General features: G+C 50.9%; 16 protein-coding genes. 8 read left to right on the plus strand and 8 right to left on the minus strand.

Annotated features, from left to right (window positions below; translation table 11 throughout):
- Positions 1–28: 28 nt before the first annotated feature.
- A complete protein-coding gene (locus tag GWC94_RS09235) occupies positions 29–955 on the minus strand; it encodes a hydroxypyruvate isomerase family protein (RefSeq protein WP_161834747.1) in 927 nt (308 codons plus the stop codon).
- Positions 956–1,009: 54 nt separating this feature from the next.
- Between GWC94_RS09235 and GWC94_RS09240 the strand changes: the two genes are divergently transcribed.
- The 4 genes from GWC94_RS09240 to GWC94_RS09255 all read left to right on the plus strand — a co-directional run bounded on the left by GWC94_RS09240 (position 1,010) and on the right by GWC94_RS09255 (position 5,284).
- Positions 1,010–2,029 (plus strand): FAD:protein FMN transferase, encoded by a 1,020-nt coding sequence (locus GWC94_RS09240; RefSeq protein WP_161834748.1) that lies wholly within the window; start codon positions 1,010–1,012, stop codon positions 2,027–2,029.
- A 184-nt stretch (positions 2,030–2,213) separates the two neighbouring features.
- On the plus strand, positions 2,214–3,149 hold the full coding sequence (locus GWC94_RS09245) for a formylglycine-generating enzyme family protein (RefSeq protein WP_317163457.1): 936 nt from the start codon (positions 2,214–2,216) through the stop codon (positions 3,147–3,149).
- 67 nt (positions 3,150–3,216) lie between these two features.
- Complete coding sequence (locus tag GWC94_RS09250) at positions 3,217–4,542, plus strand: Gfo/Idh/MocA family protein (protein ID WP_161834750.1); 1,326 nt, start codon at positions 3,217–3,219, stop codon at positions 4,540–4,542.
- A 91-nt stretch (positions 4,543–4,633) separates the two neighbouring features.
- On the plus strand, positions 4,634–5,284 hold the full coding sequence (locus GWC94_RS09255; RefSeq protein ID WP_161834751.1) for a 3-keto-disaccharide hydrolase: 651 nt from the start codon (positions 4,634–4,636) through the stop codon (positions 5,282–5,284).
- A 169-nt stretch (positions 5,285–5,453) separates the two neighbouring features.
- Here GWC94_RS09255 and GWC94_RS09260 read toward each other — a convergent pair whose 3' ends face one another.
- From GWC94_RS09260 to GWC94_RS09290, 7 genes are all read right to left on the minus strand, one after another.
- Positions 5,454–6,341, minus strand: coding sequence for a DMT family transporter (locus GWC94_RS09260; protein WP_161834752.1), 888 nt, complete (start codon positions 6,339–6,341; stop codon positions 5,454–5,456).
- Between the two features lie 90 nt (positions 6,342–6,431).
- A complete protein-coding gene (locus GWC94_RS09265) occupies positions 6,432–7,790 on the minus strand; it encodes a Gfo/Idh/MocA family protein (RefSeq protein WP_161834753.1) in 1,359 nt (452 codons plus the stop codon).
- A gap of 67 nt (positions 7,791–7,857) precedes the next feature.
- Positions 7,858–9,258 carry a glucuronate isomerase gene (uxaC, locus tag GWC94_RS09270; RefSeq protein WP_161834754.1) on the minus strand — a complete coding sequence of 467 codons (1,401 nt, stop codon included), beginning with the start codon at positions 9,256–9,258 and terminating at the stop codon, positions 7,858–7,860.
- A 14-nt stretch (positions 9,259–9,272) separates the two neighbouring features.
- Positions 9,273–10,088 carry an SDR family oxidoreductase gene (locus tag GWC94_RS09275; RefSeq protein WP_161834755.1) on the minus strand — a complete coding sequence of 272 codons (816 nt, stop codon included), beginning with the start codon at positions 10,086–10,088 and terminating at the stop codon, positions 9,273–9,275.
- A gap of 123 nt (positions 10,089–10,211) precedes the next feature.
- Positions 10,212–10,814 carry a TonB-dependent receptor plug domain-containing protein gene (locus GWC94_RS09280; RefSeq protein WP_161834756.1) on the minus strand — a complete coding sequence of 201 codons (603 nt, stop codon included), beginning with the start codon at positions 10,812–10,814 and terminating at the stop codon, positions 10,212–10,214.
- A gap of 4 nt (positions 10,815–10,818) precedes the next feature.
- Positions 10,819–12,177 (minus strand): putative oxidoreductase C-terminal domain-containing protein, encoded by a 1,359-nt coding sequence (locus tag GWC94_RS09285; protein ID WP_161834757.1) that lies wholly within the window; start codon positions 12,175–12,177, stop codon positions 10,819–10,821.
- A gap of 6 nt (positions 12,178–12,183) precedes the next feature.
- Complete coding sequence (locus GWC94_RS09290) at positions 12,184–13,029, minus strand: ThuA domain-containing protein (protein ID WP_161834758.1); 846 nt, start codon at positions 13,027–13,029, stop codon at positions 12,184–12,186.
- Between the two features lie 500 nt (positions 13,030–13,529).
- On the opposite strand from GWC94_RS09290, the gene GWC94_RS09295 reads away from it, so the two are divergent.
- The 4 genes from GWC94_RS09295 to GWC94_RS09310 all read left to right on the plus strand — a co-directional run bounded on the left by GWC94_RS09295 (position 13,530) and on the right by GWC94_RS09310 (position 21,037).
- A complete protein-coding gene (locus tag GWC94_RS09295; protein ID WP_161834759.1) occupies positions 13,530–16,652 on the plus strand; it encodes a SusC/RagA family TonB-linked outer membrane protein in 3,123 nt (1,040 codons plus the stop codon).
- Positions 16,653–16,675: 23 nt separating this feature from the next.
- Positions 16,676–18,520, plus strand: a complete 1,845-nt coding sequence (locus GWC94_RS09300) for a RagB/SusD family nutrient uptake outer membrane protein (protein ID WP_161834760.1) — start codon at positions 16,676–16,678, stop codon at positions 18,518–18,520.
- A gap of 85 nt (positions 18,521–18,605) precedes the next feature.
- Positions 18,606–19,793 carry a glycoside hydrolase family 88 protein gene (locus tag GWC94_RS09305; protein ID WP_161834761.1) on the plus strand — a complete coding sequence of 396 codons (1,188 nt, stop codon included), beginning with the start codon at positions 18,606–18,608 and terminating at the stop codon, positions 19,791–19,793.
- A 215-nt stretch (positions 19,794–20,008) separates the two neighbouring features.
- Positions 20,009–21,037 carry a LacI family DNA-binding transcriptional regulator gene (locus tag GWC94_RS09310; protein WP_161834762.1) on the plus strand — a complete coding sequence of 343 codons (1,029 nt, stop codon included), beginning with the start codon at positions 20,009–20,011 and terminating at the stop codon, positions 21,035–21,037.
- Positions 21,038–21,075: the final 38 nt, after the last annotated feature.

A 21,075-nucleotide genomic window follows, 5' to 3' on the forward strand; every position in this document is an offset into this window, starting at 1 on the left:
AACGGCGCAAGCAGGGCCGGGCTATTGGTTATACAGAAAAACTGTCGGCTGTACGATAGGCATTGATCAGCGCTTCCTCTCCTTCCTTACCGGGTTTTGCATTGCCGTGCTCCATTCCATACACGCCTTTGTAGCCTTTCTTCAGGATATGTTTGAATATATTCTGGTAATTCATTTCACCGGTGCCGGGTTCTTTGCGGCCCGGGTTATCCCCGATCTGGAAATAAGCGATCTCGTCCCACGCCCGGTCTATATTGCTGATGATATTGCCTTCGTTGCGCTGCATATGATACATATCAAAGAGTATTTTGCAGGAAGGACTGTTCACCGCCTTACAGATCGTATAGGTCTGTGAGGAAAGACGCAGGAACAGTTCAGGCGTATCGCTCAAGGGTTCCATCACCATCACCAGTCCGTGCGGCTCCAGTATTTCCGCACCGCGGCGCATAAACTCGATCACGTTGGCGGTCTGGTAGGCTTCGGGCAGGGTGCGGTCGTAGTTACCGGGTACCACGGTAATCCATTTGGCATTGCAGCGCTTGGCCACTTCCACCGAATCCTTGCAGTATTGTATGAATTTGTCCTTCCACTCTTTCTTGCCGCCGGTCATGGATATCTGCAGCGGCCATTTGTCAAACTGGTTAACAAATACGCCCATGGTCATACCCAGTTTGGCCAGCGTATCGCCAATCTTCTGCTGCATTTCGGGGGTGCGGCTCATCATGCCGTTATCTTCTATCGCCCTGAAACCCATCTCATGACCGAATTTGATCTGATCGATAAAATCGTTCCCGGCATGGTTTCGGAACATGCCGTCGTGAAAAGCATAGTTACACTGGAACGGCTGGGCGGCCGTTGCGGTATGCGTTTTTTTTACGGCGGCCATTGTTTCGGACAGGCTGAGCAGCGATCCGCCTGCGAGCAGACTTTGCTGCATGAATTTTCTCCTTTGCATGTAGCGTGGTATTTGTCGCTAAATTTACGGCTATCACCCTATAAACGATCAACTTTGTTAAGATATACAGGTTTTATTATGATCGCCCTGCTGTGTGGCGCAACGGCGCAGGGCCAGTTGAAGAAATATGTTTTTCCGAACCAGAAAATGGGATCGCCATTTACTATCATTATGGTTGCGGACGATTCGGTGCGGGCAGGGCAGCTGGCCGGCGAATGCTTCGGATTGGTGGATTCGCTCAATCGCATATTCAGCGACTACGATCCTGGCAGCGAGCTGAGCCTTGTCAATAATACGGCAGGAACGTCGACCGAACAGCCGCTCTCGCCCGCGCTCTGGCAGCTGATGCTGTTGTCGGAACAGGCCTGGCGCAAAAGCCATGGCGCTTTTGATATCTCGGTGGGCCCGCTCAGCATGGTATGGCGTAAGGCAAGAAAAACCCGGCAGTTTCCCACCGCCGGAGAAATTGCGTCGGCAAAAAAAGCCACCGGCTTCGATGCCATCCGGCTCGATAAGACAAAGCATACCGTTCTGCTCACCAAAAAAGGAATGCGGCTCGACCCGGGCGGTATTGCCAAAGGGTATATTGCCCAGCTGGTGCTGGACCGGCTTACCATGAGAGGTATTCGCAGCGCACTGGTGGATGCAGGCGGCGATATGGCGATGAGCGGCGCGCCTCCGGGCAGCGCAGGCTGGACCATCGGCGTAAACGTACCGGAAACAACAGACGAACTGCTGTCGAAGAAACTGCTGCTGCAAAACATAGCGGTGGCCACTTCGGGGGATATTTACCAGTATATCGAACATGGCGACAAAAAATATTCACATATCATAGATCCCCGCACGGGCTATGGCATTACCACGCAGCGCAATGTAACGGTGATTGCCGGTAACGGTGCCGAAGCCGACTGGCTCGCCACCGCCTGCAGCATACTGCCTGTTGCGCAGGCCAGGAAACTTGCGGAAGCCTGTCACGCAGAACTGCTGATCAATGAACGCAAAGCCGGAAAGCTGGCAACGCATACCACCAAAGGCTTTGCACGGTACTGGAAAAACACCCGCCCGGGCAACTGAGGAACGGGCTGATGCGGATCGGTGCGGACGTAACGGCCCGCCTGTTGTCCATGGCTTTTCACGGTGTATTTCCTGCTCAACCGGTTGCGCATTTTTTACTGTTATAAAATGCTGTTTTTCGCGTGGCCGATGCGGTATTTTATTACACAAATTGGCTATCTTGAAAAGCCCTAAAATTGCTGATGTGAAAAAATGTTTTCTCTGCATTTCTGTTTTGTTTTCTGTTCATGGTGTTTTTGCACAGACCGGCAATTTTCAGTCTTATGAACAGGCCATACCGGGCAGCGGTTTTCGTTTTAAAATGGTTCCGGTAAAAGAAGGCGATGTGCTGATGGGAAGCGCGCCGGCTGAAAAAGGCCGCAATGCAGACGAAGGTCCGCAGCAGAAAATACATATCGCCCCATTCTGGATGGCCGCTTATGAAGTGACCAGGGATGAACTGGATGTGTTCCTCAAAGACGAGAACACCAGCCAGAACTCGGATGTGGATGCCATTACCAGGCCCAGCCCGCAATACATAGATTTCAGCTGGGGCATGGGCAAGGAAGGCGGCTACCCTGCCAACAGCATGTCGCAGTACGCCGCCCTGATGTACTGTCGCTGGCTGTACCAGAAAACAGGTGTTTTTTATCGCCTGCCAACGGAAGCGGAATGGGAATATGCCTGCAGGGCGGGCAGCAGCACGGCCTATTTTTTCGGAAACGATTCTGCGCAGCTTGGCAGCTATGCCTGGTATGCGGCCAACAGCGACGATGCATTTCATAAAGTTGGCGAAAAGCAACCCAATGCATGGGGACTGTTCGATATGCTGGGTAATGTGATGGAATGGACGCTGGATCATTATACCGAACACTACCCGGCTTCCGGTAAAGTAGCGGCGAACAGAACGCGGTATCCGAAGACATTGCGGGGCGGTGGTTTTTCCGAAACGGCAAGGGAGCTCAGGATTGCGGGCCGTATCCAATCCGATCCGTCCTGGAACCAGCGCGATCCGCAGATACCGAAAAGCCGGTGGTGGATCACCGATGCGCGTTCTGTCGGCTTCCGCATCATGCGCCCGTTCAAACAGCCTTCGAAAGAAGCAGCAGATGCGTTTTTTTCGGCATACCTTGGGCAATAGGAATGACGGATATGTCCGCAGAAAAAGAATAACAAACGACCATAAACCATCACAAAAAACCAACACCATGCATAACGATGCTGCCAACAACTCTTCGAGAAGAGATTTCGTTAAACAATCCTCGCTGATCGCGGGCGGATTGATCGCTGCGCCATTTCTTTCGCGCGCCAACTTTTTTTCCGGTGCGGATGATGCCATCAAGGTGGTACTGATCGGATGCGGCGGCCGCGGCACCGGTGCGGCCATGCAGGCGCTGAGAAGCAAACAGAATGTAAAACTGGTTGCAATGGCGGATGCCTTCAAAGACAATATCGACAAATGCCTGAAATCGTTAACATCCGATGAAACGCCTGCCGATGTAAAAAACAGGATCGATGTACCCGAAGAAAGAAAGTTCACGGGTTTTGATGCGTACCAGAAAGCCATCCCGCTTGCCGATGTGGTCATACTGGCAACGCCTCCGGGATTCCGTCCCATTCATTTCGATGAAGCCATCAGGCAGAACAAACATGTGTTCATGGAAAAACCCGTGGCCACAGACCCCGCCGGCGTGCAGAAAGTACTGGCTACGGCGGAGATCGCGAAACAGAAAAAACTGAATGTGGTGGTGGGTCTGCAAAGACATTACCAGACTTCCTACCGCGAGCTGTTTGCCAGGAAGGATATGATCGGCGACATCACTTCGGCACAGGCCTGGTGGAACAACGATGGCGTATGGGTGCGCGCCCGTAAACCGGAACAGACCGAGATGGAATACCAGATGCGCAACTGGTATTATTTTGTATGGCTTTGCGGCGATCATATCACCGAGCAGCATATCCATAACCTGGACGTGATCAACTGGTTCAAGGGAGGCTACCCTGTAAAAGCGCAGGGTATGGGCGGCCGCCAGGTGCGTAAGGGAAAGGATAACGGGGAGATATTTGACCACCACTATGTTGAATTCGAGTATGCCGATGGTTCTATCCTGAACAGCCAGTGCCGTCATATACCCGGTACCATGAGCCGCGTAGACGAACTGCTGGTTGGCACCAAGGGAAAAATACAGTGCGGCCGCGGCACCATCACCGATCCGAGCGGGAAGGTTTTGTACCAGTTCGACAGGAAAACGGAGAACCAGCCTTACCAGGCCGAACACGATGAACTGTTTGCCGCTATCGCCAAAGGCGAATACAAATTTGCCGATGCCGAAAACGGCGCAAAGAGCACCATGACCTCCATACTGGGGCGGATGGCTACCTACAGCGGACAGGTGGTCAGCTGGGACAAAGCCATTCATTCCGGCATCAACATACAACCGAAAGTATATGCATGGGATGCCGCACCGCCGGTAGTGCCCAATGCAGACGGGTTCTACAATATTCCCGTACCCGGCGTAACCAGGTATGTGTAAATAAGCCGTTTTTTGCCAATGGGCCGGTTTTTTCAAACCGGCCCATTGGCTCTTTTTAAAATAGTGTATTTTTATTCATCATTCCCAGCACATGATGAATACACGCAATATTCCCCTACTCTTTATTCTTGCAGCCGTTTTTATCGTTTCCTGCGCAGGAACGCATCACAGCAGGCAGGGCAAATGGATCTCCCTTTTCGACGGAAAAACACTCAGCAACTGGCATGTGGGCGCCAATGCACAAACCTTCCGTGCAGACAGCGGCATGATCATCGTGCATGGCAATACCGCACACCTGTTTTACGAGGGACCGGTTGCCGCGCATAGTTTTACCAATTTCGAATTCAGGGCCGATGTGATGACCAAACCCGGCGCCAATTCCGGCATCTATTTCCATACCCTGTACCAGGAGAAAGGATGGCCTGCCAAAGGCTACGAAGTGCAGGTAAATAATTCGCATACCGACTGGAGAAGAACAGGCAGCCTGTATGGCATCAGCGATGTACGCGAAAACCTGGCGCAGGACAACCAATGGTTCACCGAGCATATTATTGTACAGGGCAAACACATCATCATCAAAGTGAACGATAAGATTGCCGTTGATTATACCGAGCCCGATAATGTACAGCGCGGCAAAGGCAGCGAGCAACGAAAAATATCCAACGGCACATTTGCCCTGCAGGGCCATGACCCCAACAGTGTGGTGTATTATAAGAACGTGCAGGTGAAGCTATTGGAGTGATTGGTGATTTCCGATTGCAGATTGGCGATTGCCGATTGGGTTTATATGCGGTAGAGGATGGATGAATTGCAGATCGGATCCGAAAGTATTTGCCTGTCCGTTTGTCTTTACTGCACACCATCACTCAAAATCGGCAATCGCCAATCTGCAATCGGAAATCGAAAATCCCTCATTTTCTCCTGTAGTTGGTCAGGAACACGCCGCCCATGATCAGTGCTGCTGCCAGTATTTTCGGCAGGCTCAGGGATTCGTTCAGCAGGATCATGGAAGCCATCGTGGCAAAAAAAGGCTGTGTGTAGATAAAAGCGCCTGTGCCGCTGGCACCGAGTTTGTTGATGCTGTAATTCATCAGCTGGTACGCAATAAAGGTGGCGCCCAGCACCACATAGACCAGCGAAAACCAGCTAAGCGCATCAAACGCCTGCCACTGCACTTCCTTCAGGGCATTCCAGCCAAGGGGCAGGCTGAACAGGCAGCCGAACAGGAATACCCATTGCAGGATATGCGCCGCTTTGTATTTGGGCATCACGGGTCTGATGAATACCACGTACAGGGAATAACTGATGGCGCCCATGATCGCAAACAGATCTCCCAGCAACTGCTGCCCCCCGGCTTTATCGGAAAGATCGCGGGAAAATACAAGCAGGGCACCGCCGCAAACCCCCAGTGCCAACCCCATCAGTTTAAACCTGGTAAGCTTCTCCCTCAATACCCAGGCGGCCAGCAGGGTAATGGTGATCGGTGTTGTCAGTATCAGCAGCGAGGCATGGATAGGACTGGTTAAAGACATTCCGCGTATGGAAAAAGTCTGGTTCATCACAATACCTGCTATCGCACAGAGGAAAAGCAGGCGATAGTCTTTTGCAACAATACCTGTTTTAACCGGCCTAACCGCATACATCAGCCAGAACAGTATGGTGGTGGAAACAACGCGAACCGCCGTTAATGCAATCGGCGGCATCAAGGAAGGGGTAATGTGTTTTACTGCGATGACACTGGTGCCGAAGAAAAAATTTCCCAGCAGCACGGCAATGATCGCTTTTTGTTTGTCGGTCATGCATTCGTATTCAGGAACAGGAAAGGGAACTGCCAGGCAATTCCCTTTCTGCTTTGTTGGTTACGGCGTTTGCTTATAACAAACGTTGGGTCAGTATTTAAACGGTTTGCCATTGGCCATTACTTCCTGTGTTTTTTCATTGAAAGTAACTTTTGCGCCGGTGCGTATCGCTGCGTTGGCCATGATGGTGGCAATTGAGTGGGTATATCCTGCTTCCACGGGTGCATTCGGCTGCTTCCTGCTGCGGATGCATTCCATCCAGTTACGCACGTGTGCCGTTGTCAGCTGGTCGCCGCCTGTGTTGGCACCGGCTTCCACTTTCACCGCAATATCGGTGAGGCTGAGTTCGGGCAGCAGGTTGGGCTGCATTTTCATGGCCGCAGCTTCGCGTGCACGCAGTCCACCCTTGGGCGATACCTTGTTGTTGATCAGGTTCAGTTCGCCGCCGTTTGAATAGTAGATCTCGGAAGGACTTTCATCGCCGTTGTGCATGCGCGACATGAATACAACCTGGAAACCTGTGCTGGCATCTCCCGCAGGACCGTAGTCGAATACGGCGGTGGTGGTATCCCAGTTGCGGCGTCCGTCTTTCCATACATAGATACCGCCGTTGGCAGTAACGCTGCGCGGATGCTGGTAGCCGGAGAACCAGTTCACGGTGTCGATCTGGTGACTCATCCACTGGCCGGGCATACCGGAAGAATAAGGCCAGAACAAACGGTATTCAAGGTATTTTCTCGGATCAAATTTTTCGAAGGGACGGTTCATCAGGTAACGTTTCCAGTCGAGATCCGCTTCGTGGCACTGTGCCACAAGATCGGGTCTTCTCCAGCGACCCGGCTGGTTCACGTTCCAGGTGAGCTCCACCATTGTGATCGGGCCAAATTTGCCGTCTTTGATAAAATCGGCAGCGGCTTTGTAATTCGGTCCGCTTCTTCTTTGCGATCCGATCTGCACGATGCGGTCGGTGGCTTTTACCGCCTTGAGCGCCGCGCGGTTATCTTCCATGGTTTCGGCAAAAGGTTTTTCGCAGTATACATCACATCCTGCCTTCACCGCCTCGATGGTATGCAGCGCATGCTGAAAATCGGCTGTGCTGATAAACACGGCATCCACTGTTTTGGAGGCATACAATTCATCGTTATTGCGGTAGGCATTGATATCATGTCCCATTTTCTCTTTCAGGAAAGCAGCGCCCTCCTCCCTTCTTTTTTTCCACAGATCGGATACGGAAACGATATCGAAATTCATTTCCTTGTGGAATTTCATGAACGGCGGTATATGCGAACTGCGGTGACGGTCGGAAAATCCCACCACACCTACCCGCACGCGGTCGTTGGCACCGATGATTCGCCCATAGCTCTGTGCACTGAAGCCTATAGAGGCTATATAAGTGCCCGCAGCAGCCCTGGCGGATGTTTTGATAAAATCCCTTCTTGATTTTGACATGGCATTATCGATTTAAGTTGTAAGTTTTCGGTTTGGGTTATACGCTGTATATGATTTTAGGTGGCGCTTACAGGTTAAAATATTCCTTCGCATTAGCATAACAGATCCTGCTTACGATATCACCCATCCATTTCTCATCATTCGGCAACAGCCCTTTTTCCATCTCATCGCCGATCAGGTTGCATAAAATCCTCCTGAAATATTCATGGCGGGGAAAGGAAAGAAAACTGCGGCTGTCGGTGATCATCCCTATAAATGTACTGAGTAATCCCATATTCGAAAGCGCATTCAGCTGCTTTTCCATCCCGTCTTTCTGATCCAGGAACCACCATCCCGAGCCAAACTGCATTTTGCCTTTGACGCTGCCGTCGTTGAAGTTACCCAGCATGGTCGCAAACACTTCGTTAAAAGAGGGATTGATGTTGTAAATAACGGTTTTTGCCAGCTGGTCCACCTGGTCCAGCGCGTCGAAGAACAGCGACATCTGCAGCGCCTGCGGCGCGTCGCCGATCGAATCGAAGCCGCTGTCTGCTCCCAGTTTTTTATTCAGCCGTGTATTGTTGTTCCGGATGGGTCCGAGGTGAAACTGCTGTACCCATTCGTGCTCGTGGTACATTTTGCAGAGTTCCGACAACACATACCCCATATACGCTTCCGGGTCTGAGAAACTGCCTTTTTTGTTTACCAGGAAACCGGCCAGTTCGTTCTCCAGCGCTTTGGAAAACTGCTGTTTGGCAGGCATCTGGGTAAGACCATGGTCAGATACCCTGCATCCGTTGGCATGAAAGAACACAACCCTGTTACGCAGCGCTTCGAGCAGCGAAGCAATGTCTTTTATCGCTATGCCGCTTGCTTTTTCCAGTAAACCGATATTGGTGAAAAACGCATCGCTCCCGATAAACAATACCTTATCAGGACGAAAAGAAGGCGATACCCTGACCGAAAAATTCTCCGCAGCCAGCCGGCGATGGTGCTCGAGGCTGTCCCAGGGTTCGTCTGTGGTGCCCACATATTTCACCCTGAACTCCGTAAGCAGCCCTTTTGTTGTATGAGATGGTTTTGCAAGCAGTTCGTTGCACTGCCCGTATATTTTCATCGCATTTTTTTCACTGAGGTATTCGTTGATACCAAAGACATTTTTCAGCTCCAGGTGTGTCCAGTGAAACAGCGGGTTGCGTACCGTTTGCGGAACCATTCTTGCCCAGGCCATGAATTTTTCCTCGTCGGAAGCATCACCCGTGATAAACGCCTCGGGCACACCCAGCGAGCGAAGCGCACGCCATTTGTAATGGTCTCCCTTGAGCCAGATATCGGTAAGATTGGGGAACTGTTTGTTCGAAGCGATCTCATCGGGCGGAAGATGGCAGTGGTAGTCGATGATCGGCTGGTCTTTTGCGTAATCATGATACAAACGCCTGGCAGCTTTTCCCTGTAAGAGAAAATCGTCGTTAAAAATGTAATCCTGCATAAGCTAATCGATAATTACACGCCGCTGAAGATGGTAAACCCACCGTCAACGCCCAGCTGCATACCCGTTACAAATGCCGAAGCATCGCTTAACAGGTAGATCAGTGCGCCGATAAGTTCTTCGGGTTTGCCAAATCTTTTGTAAGGCGTGTGTTGCACCACAAGGCTGCCTCTTGCTGTGAGGCTTCCGTCTGGTTGTGTAAGTAATGTTCTGTTCTGTTCCGTAAGAAAAAATCCGGGTGCGATCGAATTCATCCTGATCGCATCTCCGAAACGGTTGGCCACTTCCACGGCAAACCATTTGTTGTAGCAGTCCACCGCCGCCTTGCCCATGCTGTAACCCAGCACCTTGGTAACGGCAAGCTGGGAACTGACAGAGGAAATATTCACGATACTGCCCCTGCCTGCTTTTACCATGGCGGCGCCGAATACCTGTGTGGGAATGATGGTACCCCAGAGGTTCAGCTCCATCGCCTTACGCATGCCATCGAGGTTCATGGAAAAAATATCCGCATCGGGAGCCAGCACGCCTTCGGGCATATTACCGCCGGCGGCATTTACCAGTCCATCGATACGTCCGTATTTTTCAAGAATGGCTTCTTTGGTCTTTTGCAGGTTTTGTTCGTCGAGTACATCGGCGGTAACCGCCATGGCTTTACCGCCCGCAGCGGTTATTTCGTTGGCACGCTCCCCGGCTTTTGCCGTATTTCTTCCAAGGATAACGACGGTGCCGCCCGCTGCCGCAATTCCTTTCACAAATGCACCTCCCAATATACCCGTACCGCCTGTAACTATGATTACTTTATCCTTCAGAGAAAATAGATCGTTCATCGAAATAGCAATTAGTTAAAATGTGAAATTGGTTCTTTTTATCCTTCCGGATTCAAAATCGTGTTGATTAATTTACGAAAACGATATAGCGGGCTTTTCGTTACAGCGTCTGCCCGCACTTTCTCAATTTTCCGAGGGAATCATTTCCACGCGTTTGATGTTCTTAATCGGTACCAGCAGTTCCTTGCGTCGTTGTTTAAATACCAGCACACTGTCCTGCTGCTGCTGGATCACACCTTCTGTCAGTACCTTATCGTCCAGACCATATACCCGCAGCATGGTTTTGTGTTCGATAAAATAGCTGTAGGCCGATCCGTTGTAACTGGATACGGAAGCCGCTTTGCCCGCCCCTTTTCCATCCTTGGAAGTAATCAGTATCACGCCAAACATACCTCTTGACCCGTAGGCTGTTTGCGATGCCGCGTCTTTAAGCACCGAGATGCTTTTGATATCCGCCGGGTTGAGGTCGGACAGATCGCCGGAATACACCGCCCCGTCCAGTACAAACAGGGGCTGCCCCTGGCGGGTGAGGCTGTTTACGCCTCTTACGGTAACGCTGCCGGTACGCCCGTTATCGCTCGTAACCTCGAGGCCGGGCACGTCTTTCAGCATCTCGTAAATATTCCGGTAGGTACCCTGTATCGGAGCCGGCACCTTACCCTGTGCCATCGACCGCAGGCTGTGGCAGCAACTGCAGAGGGTTATGGCAAGCAACCAGGTTTTCATATGCTTATTTTTTATTGGCGATCCTGAATGCCCGGGTGGTGGTGTAATATTTGGCGATCATATTCGGCACTTCCCAGGAGGGCATATTGTTTTTGGACAGGTATTCGAGGTATTTTTCCATTACGCGGGCAAAATGCGCCTCGTGTCCTTCCTTGAATGCATCCGGAATAATCACTTCCCATCCCTTCGCCTGCTTTTTCAGTGTGAGGCCCTTGTACTGCGCGCTGATCTTTTTTACCGCCTGTTCCACCGCTGCCTCGTAAGCCGGGGTTTCTGCCATCGGTTCTATATACAAGGTTGGTTTGTACTGCTGCTCTGCGCCCTGGCGTATCACCAGGTTGGCACGGGTGCCGCGCATGATGGAATAATGGGTATCGCCGGTGCCCTCGGGCGCTTTGTAGTTCCAGATCACCGAAACTTTTGCGTGTACGCCTTTAACGGTATAGTTGATCTCTCCGTTGCTGAGGATACCGATATGACCATCCGCATCGGTTTTTTCGGCAAGGTATGCCGGCAGTACGGTTTCTTTTGTGAGCTCGGTAAACTGCGCTTTTGACACTTTGGTAGCCCAGTGTCTTGCCTGCTGTATGGCGATGTCTTTCCGGTAATCAAGCGTTACGCCGGGAAAACATTCCCACTGGATCAGGTCCACCAGGTGTGTTGTTACGTCCACGATACCTTCGCCCTGCTGTGCCACGTCGAGAAACCAGGCCGGCCTGGTGAGTACCGATCCGGATACGTATTTATAGAAATGATGCACACTTTCCTTGGTTACCGCCGGCTCCTGCAACGTGCCTTTTTTCAGCGCGCCGAACACCGATGACTCCATGGAGAACGCGCGCTGCAGCAGGGTGGTGATCTCATAACGCTCCGTCATGATATCATACAGCTGCACTTTGTTCTTTTTTGCCGTTACAAATGCCTGTTTCAGCTTTTCAAAACCCCTGTCATCGATGGCCATGGGTTTGTCTGCAAATACGTTCAGACCGGCTTTCACCGAAGCCGCGATATAATCTGTTTTCAGGCGGTTATTGCCGGCCAGCACCACCAGGTTGCCTTTTTTTTCGGCCAGCATTTTCTGCAGGTAATCGCTGCCCTCGTACACCACTTCTTTCCATTGCGTAGGGTTATTGGGGCTGCTGTTATATCCTTTGATCTTGTCGAGGTGCATGGTAACATCATTACCCTTGGGGGCATATACATGTACCGTATTGTCTACCTGCGGGTACATAGATTTCTGCACCAGCGCCGCATGGAAATGGCCGGGATCGAGTGTAATGAGTCTGATGTTTTTCTGTGCCATACCTATGGTGGTGATGCAAGCTGCAGCCGCCGCCAGGCCTGCTGTTTTGATTCCTTTCATTGTCTGCTATTTTTTTAATGGATCGTCTTTGGTGGTTGCCTGCGCTTTGGCATAGTCCAGTCCTTTGAACTGGTTTGCCATAAAACGGATGCCCTGCAGCAGGTGGTTCCTGTATACCGGTTCTTTATAACTGTCTTTGTGGTGACCCAGGGTGGTAACCCATACATTGCCGCCTTCAAAAGGCTGCCACCATACGGCCGGGTAATAGTCTGCATATTGTCCCTGGTTCTTCTGTATCAGGTCTGCCTGCGCTTTGTCTTCGCGGTTGAGCGAACTCAGCTGGTGCGCCATCAGCACGCGCATACCGGGATACAGTTCCTTGCCAAAATAGCATTCGTCTTCCCTGGACCATTCAGCAGGCACATCTTTCATGGAAGGATGCGAAGGATCTATTTTTCTGACGGTGAACCGCTGGTATTTTGCGTGCCAGGAAAATGTTTCCCCGATCATCATTTTGAACCAGTGCCAGTTCCGTTCCGTACCGGTGACGGAATGCACACCCACAAAACCGCCGCCCGCTTCGATATACCTTCTGAAGGCAACGCGTTCTTCATCGGTGGCAAACACATCGTTGTTGGTACTGGTGAAGATGAGCATTTTGTATTTACGCAGGTTGGCTTCGGTAAAGACAAGCGATGTATCCGCTACATCCACGAGGAACCCATGGGTTTTACCGAGTACTTTTACGGCATCCACCGCCGAGGCGATGTTGTCGTGTACATATCCCTTTCCGTTCTTGGTATATACCAGTACACGGCTGCCCTTCAGTTTATCTGTTTGTGCAAAAACCGCCGAGACGAGCAGCAGGCAGCACAGGATCGACAATCCTGCCTGAAATACATGTTTACGCATAATTGTTTTTTAAGGTACCGGCAGCCTGGCAGAAAACACGGATCGGTTTTGCGGCGCGGTGATGAAAAAAAATACGGTTGTGCAACTTTTCCCGGGAAAAGGCTGTCCTAACGAAGAGGCTTCCAGGCCAGAATAACGAAACGCTGCGGAAAAAAAACTCCGATGACCGGATTACTGCGTCAGCAGAAACAATTCTTTTTTTTATCATATAGCACAGCGTTAGCGCAAGCGGCAACTAATTTAGTGTTTTGCGTCTGTACAGATCGCTTTTATTTTACGAAAACCTTTTCGTAAAAAAACAAACGGTTGCGTCGGTTATCTGTTGTACAGAATGAAAAACTGGTTTAGATTCAATTTTCGATTGTCACAGTTGCAATGCGTACACAGGGTACAATCGTGTGCATTCGCAAATATTCATTAATTGCGTAAACCAATTCTTGCTGTATATGAAAACAACCTCCCGGGCGATTATATGCGCTCTCAGGGGCTTGGCTCTTTGCTTGACGGGCCTACTCCTTCTATTTAATGTAACTCTTGCACAAACCGGTTTTCCCGCCACCATTACGGGTAAGGTTAACGATGCCAAGAATACGCCGCTGGCGGGCGTTAGTGTGTTGATCAAGGGAACCAAGCGCGGTGTTACCACGAATAACACCGGCAACTTCACCATTAACAACGTGCCTGCGAATGCTACGCTGGTATTCAGTTATACCGGTTTCGAAGACCAGGAACTGGCGGTGAAGAACACATCGGCCATCACGGTTTCGCTTGCAGAAAAAGTGACCGGGCTGAACGATGTGGTGGTGATCGGTTATGGCACCGCCACTAAAAAAGACCTTACCGGTGCGGTGGCACAGGTAAAGGCCACCCAGTTCGAAAACGAAAACCCGAGGTCTGTGCAGGATATCCTGCGCGGCAACGCACCCGGACTTGACGTGGGTTTTGACGGAAGCACCAAAGGCTCCAACAGCAGCCTGCAGATCAGGGGACGCGGCAGTCTTACCGCAGGTACCACGCCGCTGATCATTCTCGACGGCGCCATCTATCCCGGCGGACTGGAAGACATCAACCCGAACGATATCGGCACCATCGATGTGCTGAAGGATGCCAGCGCCGCAGCCGTATTCGGATCGCGCGGATCAAACGGTGTTATCCTGATCACCACCAAGAAAGGAAGGGTGGGCAAACCCACCATCACCATCAATTCCAACGTGGGATTGAACAGGGTGTCGAGGAAGCCACACCTGCTGAACGCGGAGGAGTTCCTCAATTTCCGTTCCGATGCGCTTTGGGCGATAAACGGTTTTGACTCCACTTCCAAACCCGGTATCCAGTACCGGTTCCTCAATCCTGCCAAACTGCCTTCCAGCATCACCGTTGCACAATGGCTGGCGCTGGACGGTTCCACCGGTGATCCCGCCACGGCATGGCTTAACCGTCTTCGCATGAAACCGATCGAGATCAGCAACTACCTCGCCGGCAAATCGCTCGACTGGGAAAAGCTGATCTATGAGCAAAGCGCCATACAGCAGGATCATACCGTAAGTGTTTCGCAGAGAAGGGATGATTACAGCTATTACCTCTCACTGGGTTATCTCGAAAATATGGGTATCACGGTTGGTGACAGGTACAAGACCCTGCGTGTGAGACTGAACCTTGAATCCAATATCGCCAAATACCTCACGGTTGGTTTGAATACACAATTTGCCGAGAGAGACCAGAGCGCGGTAACCATTCCGCTGAGCGATGTGCTGCAGACAACGCCTTACGGCAGCCTGTATGCCGACGACGGAAAAACGCTCCGCATCAGTCCCAACGATGACCCGGGTAACAATACCAATCCGTTTATCCCGCAAACCTATACCGACCGCCTGTACAGGTACGATAACCTGTTTGCCACGCTGTATGCCAAGGGCAAACTGCCATTCGGCTTCTCTTACGAGATCCGTTTTGCGCCCACATTCAACACCTACCGCGAATTCAACCACCAGCAGGCCGCAAACCCGGTGCTCGCTTCAAGGAAAGGTATTGTGGACAGGGAATCACAGACAGAGTATAACTGGACAAACGACAACCTCCTATACTGGAACCGCAGTTTCGGAAAACATTCTTTCAATGCCACTTTTCTGATAAACGCGGAGAAAAACCAGCGCTGGTACCATACCATTCACGCAGAGAATTTTGCGCCGAACGATAACCTGAGCTTTGATGCGATACAATCGGCCACCATTCCCTATACCGCCAGCAGCAACGACACCTATGTAACCAGGGACGCCCTGATGGGAAGACTTGTGTACAGCTACGACCAGCGCTATACACTGACGCTGACCGAACGCCGCGACGGTTACTCAGGCTTTGGTAAAGAGAACAAGCGGGCTTATTTCCCCTCTGCCGCCTTTGCCTGGACGCTGAGCGATGAATCGTTCATGAAAAAAACAAACCGCTGGCTGGATTATGCCAAGCTGAGGGTTTCCTATGGCGAAAACGGTAACAGTTCGATCGATGCTTTCCAGGCCCTGGCAACACTCGGTTCGGGCAGCTATGTGTATGTGAACGGCACCGGTACCGCCAATAACGTGATCAGTGTTTTTTCCGCCAACCTCGCTAACCCCGAACTGAAATGGGAAAGAAAAGTGGCCACCAACTTTGGTCTCGACTATTCTCTGTTCAGAGGTGTGGTATCGGGTTCGGTGGAGTACTACAATTCGCATACAAAAGACCTGCTGGTTAGAAGAACCCTGCCAAGCGTAACAGGTTTCAACGATATCTACGCCAACCTGGGCGAGGTACAGAATTCAGGTTTCGAGTTCAATGTGAACACACAGAATATGCGCAAACCGAATTTTGAATGGAGAAGCACTTTCTCTATCTGGACCAACACCAACAAGATCGTGCACCTGTACGGTCCTACGCCGGATTACGATGCTTCCGGAAAACAGATCGGTACGTCTGAAAAAGATGACCTCAATAACGGATGGTATATCGGTCATAATATTTCCGACCAGTTCAACTACAAAGTGGTTGGCGTATGGCAGGCAGCCGAAGCAGCCGATGCAAAAAAATACGGTTACAAACCCGGTGATTTCAAACTGCAGGATACCAACGGAGACGGACAGTATACCATCGCCGATAAGGTTTTCCTGGGTCCTACCACGCCAAAGCTGAGCCTGAACCTGCGTAACGAATTCCGTATCTACAAGAATTTCGATTTTTCGTTCACGCTGTATGCAAGGCTGGGACAGATTTACCAGTTCAACGAAGCGAAGAATGTGGACAGGTTCTATGACCGCGCCAACTTCTACCAGCGCCCGTACTGGACACCGAGCAACCCGATCAATGATTACGCTGCCATTAACTCCAATGCCAGTGGTGTGGTTAGCTGGAACTACTATAAGAAGGCCAGTTTCCTGCGCCTGAGCAATATCAGTCTTGCTTATTCCGTTCCGGCTGAAACGGCCAAGCGCTGGGGCTTCCAGGGTATCAAGGGTTATTTCAACATGGTGAACGCCGCGGTATTCACCGGCTGGACCTATTTTGATCCTGAGTACAAAGGAACCGGCAATAACAATAACATGTCGCCTGTTCCCATGCAGATGAACCTTGGTCTCAATATCACTTTATAAGATAACCACGAAAACACAAGAACATGAAAAATATCTCAAATAAGGCATTTGTTGTGTCGGTTATCACTGTCACAACGATGGCGCTGGCCTCATGTAAAAAATCATGGCTCGACCCGAAACCGCTTTCGGTATATGTGCCTGAGAATACACTGGTAGACATTCAGGGATTCAAATCAGCCCTGTCATCCATTTCCAACAACCTGAAAGCGGAGTGGTACGGAGATGCCTCTCCCAATATCACCGAGCAGATCTTTTCAGAAGAATCGGTGGAAGGAACGGATGACAAGACCGGCCCGGCGCAGAACCTGGACCAGCTGATCAGACCGGATGCGCAGCTGAATCATACCGACTTCAATAAGATCGGTTTTTTCTGGGACAGACAGTATGTAAGCATCCGTGCCGCCAACGTGGTTATCACCCGTATACAGGCTCCGGAAGCAAAATCTATTTCCGACTCTGCCAGGAACGTGATCTTAGGACAGGCTTATTTCTTCAGGTCCTACAGCTACTACCGCCTGGTGAACCAGTTCGGCGATGTGCCCTGCCCTATGAAGGAAATCACTTCACCCAAAACGGATTTCTTCTCTGTAAAACGTGAAGTGATATTGCAGCGCATGAAATCAGACCTGGAATTTGCCGTGAAATGGGTGCCCTGGGTTACCGACAAAGGCGATATCAACCGCGCGGCCTGTTACCACCAGCTGGCGAAAATCAACCTGGCACTCGGCCTGTTCGACGATGCCATTGCCAACTGTTCTGCCGTGATCAGCCAGGGCAGTTACAAACTGGTGACCACAAGGTTTGGTGTGGATGCAGCCAATGCAAAAAAGAATGTAACCTGGGACCTGCATCGCCCCGACAACAAAGCGGCGGCAGCCAATACGGAAGTGCTTTACCTGGTAACAGACCGTTTCGGCACCCCCGGTGCATTCAGCAGCGGTTTGCAGACCATGCGTAACGCAACACCGTTTATTTCTATCGGCGCCCCCAACCTGGTAACCCCTTCGGGTAAAGCGGGCGTATCTGCTTCGCAGGGTGTGGAGATCGATAACATGATGCTGTATGGACGCGGCATCGGCCGTTGCCGTTCCACTCCTTATTATTACAACGATATCTGGGACGATCCGAACGACGAGCGTCATGATTCCACTTCAGGTAACTGGATGTACATGGAAAACATACGCTACAGCAACCCGGCACTCAAGGGAACCGATACCGCTTACGGCCTGCGCCTGAGGTTATACGGACCAACCGGCAGACTGCTTTGCCTGGATACCCTGCGCGACTGGTACCCCTGGCCGCAGTATAAAACCTATATTCCCGACCAGATCAACACGCCCTGGAGAGGTGGTAACGGCGACTGGTATGTATTCCGTCTGGCGGAAACGTACCTGCTGAGAGCAGAAGCCTATATGTGGAAAGGAGATGCGGCAAACGCGGCGGCTGATGTAAATGCCGTTCGCACAAGAGCTAAATGCGCTCCTTACCCTGCTTCCAAAATGAGCATCGGAACCATCCTGGATGAACGCGCTCGTGAACTGTATTACGAAGAACCGCGGAAAACAGAGCTGACAAGGATCTCCTACCTGTTTGCAAAAACAGGACAGGCCTATAACGGTAAAACGTATACGCTGGCGAACTTCTCTACCTCCAATTTCATGGTTGACCGCATCCTGGAAAAGAATATCTTCTATGCGAAGAATTTTGTGACGGTGCATGGCGACCAGTTCCGTATCAGTCCATACCATGTGTTATGGCCCGTACCCCAGGCAGCGATACTGGCCAATACCGATGGCCGCATCAACCAAAACCTGGGTTATACCGGTTCGGGTGGTAATGTTCCGGCTTTGGATAAGATACCCGAATAAGCAAACGGTATCGTTCTTTTACATCATACGGGAATGCCACACTGCGTGTGGCATTCTCTTTTAAATCTTTTTATATTTATCCCCTATGATACGAAAACTACCTCTAACCCTGATCGGAACACTGCTGTTCAGTGCCACTGTTTTTTCGCAGCACAAAACACCGCTGTTAACCCTTATCGACACGGCACTTAACAATGCCATAAGACAGTACAAATACCTGGCTACACAGGTGCCACAGGGCGTGATGCCCAAGACCTACTATCCGGTTAAAAAGCTGGAAACAAGCAGCACCAGCTGGTGGACAAGCGGTTTTTACCCCGGTTCCCTGCTGTATCTGTACGAATATTCAAAAGACCCGGCGGTAAAAGAGGAAGCCCTGCAAAGACTGGCGCTTCTGGAAAAAGAGCAGTACAACAAGGGCACCCATGACCTGGGCTTTATGATGTATTGCAGCTATGGCAACGCCAACAGGTTGCTCCACGATAAAAAATACGAGGAGATCATGGTCAACAGCGCCAGGTCGCTCTCAACCAGGTTTAATGCCACGGTGGGCAGTATCCGTTCCTGGGATTCCAAAGCCTGGAAATGGCCGGTGATCATAGACAATATGATGAACCTGGAACTGCTTTTCTGGGCAACCCGGCATACCGGCGATTCTTCCTTCTATAAGATCGCCGTAACGCATGCCAATACCACCATCAAAAACCATTACCGCAAAGACTACAGTTCCTGGCATGTGATCGATTATGATGTGAACACCGGAAATGTGCTGGCGAAAAAAACAGCGCAGGGTTTTGCCGATTCTTCGGCATGGGCACGGGGACAGTCGTGGGGACTGTACGGTTTTACGGTGATGTACCGCGAAACAAAGGATAAAAAATACCTGGCGCAGGCGATGCATATTGCCGATTTCCTGCTCGGCCATCCCAACCTGCCTGCCGATAAAATACCTTACTGGGATTACAATTCGGTAGACATTCCCGCCACTTACCGCGATGTGTCGGCGGCCTGCGTGGAAGCCTCTGCGCTGATCGAGCTGAGCCGGTATGCCGGCGCCAGGGGTGCAGCTTATCTTTCTGCCGCGGAGAAGATACTTGGCGTACTTGCCACCCGTACTTATACTGCAGCCCCGCAGCAGATCGGTGGTTTTATCCTGAAGCACAGCGTGGGTAATATACCCGGCAATTCCGAAATAGATGTGCCGCTTACCTATGCAGACTACTACTATATAGAAGCGATGATGCGTTACAAAGCGCTGAAAGCAAAGAAATAAGGAATCGGCAGAAGAACCCGGCAACAGGTTTTGCAGGGGTTTGGCAGCAAAGGGAATCATATTGGTTAAGGCAATCGCTGCCCGCCACCGGTATCATTCCCTTTGTCTTTTGCCCCTGCCCCACCACCGGTTTTCGTTGTTTTCGTAAATATGCCTTATCATTATCGTGGTTTTCGTAAAATGAGTAAATTACCTCTTCAAACATTTTCGTAACCATGAGTGTAAACCTGAAAAAATTGTCCGAAGAGCTGGGATTATCGATTTCCTCGGTGTCCAAAGCGCTCCGCGACAGCTATGAGATCAGTGCAGAGACAAAAAAAAGGGTGATGGAAATGGCCGAAAAACTGAATTACCAGCCCAATGCATTTGCAAGGGGTTTACGAAAACAGAAAAGCATTACGATAGCGGTTGTTATTCCCGAGATCGCGAATAACTTTTTTTCGCTCGCCATCGACGGCATTCAGATGATCGCGCAGCAGAAGGGCTACCATGTGCTTACCTACCTCAGCCACGAAGACGCGCAAAACGAAGAATCTACCGTTAAACACCTGCAGGGCGGGCGTGTGGATGGTGTGATCATTTCTCTCTGCGGCGACTCGAGCAGTGTAAAACACCTGCAGGCGCTGCAGGCTTCGGGCGTACCCGTTGTATTCTTTGACCGTGTGCCCGAATCAGGCGAGTTCCCTACGATTACCACGGATGATTTTGACTGCGGATTCAGGGCCACCGAACATATGTTGCTCGCCGGCTGCCGCCGCATCGCCTACCTGCGTATGAACGGGCACCTGTCTATCACCCAGAAGAGAATGAACGGCTACCTGGAAGCCTTGAAAAAATACAGGATCCCCTTCGACCCGAAAATGGTGGTGGAGTGCACCAACGACAACAACGGCAATATCGAATTGCTGAAAAGAATGCTCAAACTCAAAAACCGCCCCGACGGCATTTTTGCTTCAGTGGAGAAACTGGCCATCGCCACCTATCATGCCTGCAGCGAAATCAACCTGAAAATGCCCGAACAGCTAAAGATCATCAGCTTCTCCAACCTGAGAACGGCGTCCCTGCTTTCTCCCTCTTTGTCAACCATCACCCAGCCGGCTTTCGAAATAGGCCGGGAGGCAGCGACGCTTTTGATACAGATGATCGAAAAAAAGAACTTCAGCAACCGGATCGAACAGATCGTTCTGAAAAGCAACCTTATCGAACGAAACAGTTCACGAAAACGAGCGAAAGCGGGTTTATGACGAAGGATTGGCGGGTTACGGATTAGTGGATTAGCGGA

The organism is Sediminibacterium soli (genome assembly GCF_009939225.1).
Lineage (GTDB): Bacteria > Bacteroidota > Bacteroidia > Chitinophagales > Chitinophagaceae > Sediminibacterium > Sediminibacterium soli.

What these genes read in the sequence shown, in the direction of transcription:
- GWC94_RS09310 (WP_161834762.1), top strand. Translation starts at nt 20,009, where the DNA reads ATGAGTGTAAACCTGAAAAAATTGTCCGAAGAGCTGGGATTATCGATT.
- GWC94_RS09285 (WP_161834757.1), bottom strand. Translation starts at nt 12,177, where the DNA reads ATGAAAGGAATCAAAACAGCAGGCCTGGCGGCGGCTGCAGCTTGCATC.
- GWC94_RS09265 (WP_161834753.1), bottom strand. Translation starts at nt 7,790, where the DNA reads ATGTCAAAATCAAGAAGGGATTTTATCAAAACATCCGCCAGGGCTGCT.
- GWC94_RS09305 (WP_161834761.1), top strand. Translation starts at nt 18,606, where the DNA reads ATGATACGAAAACTACCTCTAACCCTGATCGGAACACTGCTGTTCAGT.
- GWC94_RS09300 (WP_161834760.1), top strand. Translation starts at nt 16,676, where the DNA reads ATGAAAAATATCTCAAATAAGGCATTTGTTGTGTCGGTTATCACTGTC.
- uxaC (WP_161834754.1), bottom strand. Translation starts at nt 9,258, where the DNA reads ATGCAGGATTACATTTTTAACGACGATTTTCTCTTACAGGGAAAAGCT.
- GWC94_RS09290 (WP_161834758.1), bottom strand. Translation starts at nt 13,029, where the DNA reads ATGCGTAAACATGTATTTCAGGCAGGATTGTCGATCCTGTGCTGCCTG.
- GWC94_RS09250 (WP_161834750.1), top strand. Translation starts at nt 3,217, where the DNA reads ATGCATAACGATGCTGCCAACAACTCTTCGAGAAGAGATTTCGTTAAA.
- GWC94_RS09275 (WP_161834755.1), bottom strand. Translation starts at nt 10,088, where the DNA reads ATGAACGATCTATTTTCTCTGAAGGATAAAGTAATCATAGTTACAGGC.
- GWC94_RS09260 (WP_161834752.1), bottom strand. Translation starts at nt 6,341, where the DNA reads ATGACCGACAAACAAAAAGCGATCATTGCCGTGCTGCTGGGAAATTTT.
- GWC94_RS09235 (WP_161834747.1), bottom strand. Translation starts at nt 955, where the DNA reads ATGCAAAGGAGAAAATTCATGCAGCAAAGTCTGCTCGCAGGCGGATCG.
- GWC94_RS09280 (WP_161834756.1), bottom strand. Translation starts at nt 10,814, where the DNA reads ATGAAAACCTGGTTGCTTGCCATAACCCTCTGCAGTTGCTGCCACAGC.
- GWC94_RS09255 (WP_161834751.1), top strand. Translation starts at nt 4,634, where the DNA reads ATGATGAATACACGCAATATTCCCCTACTCTTTATTCTTGCAGCCGTT.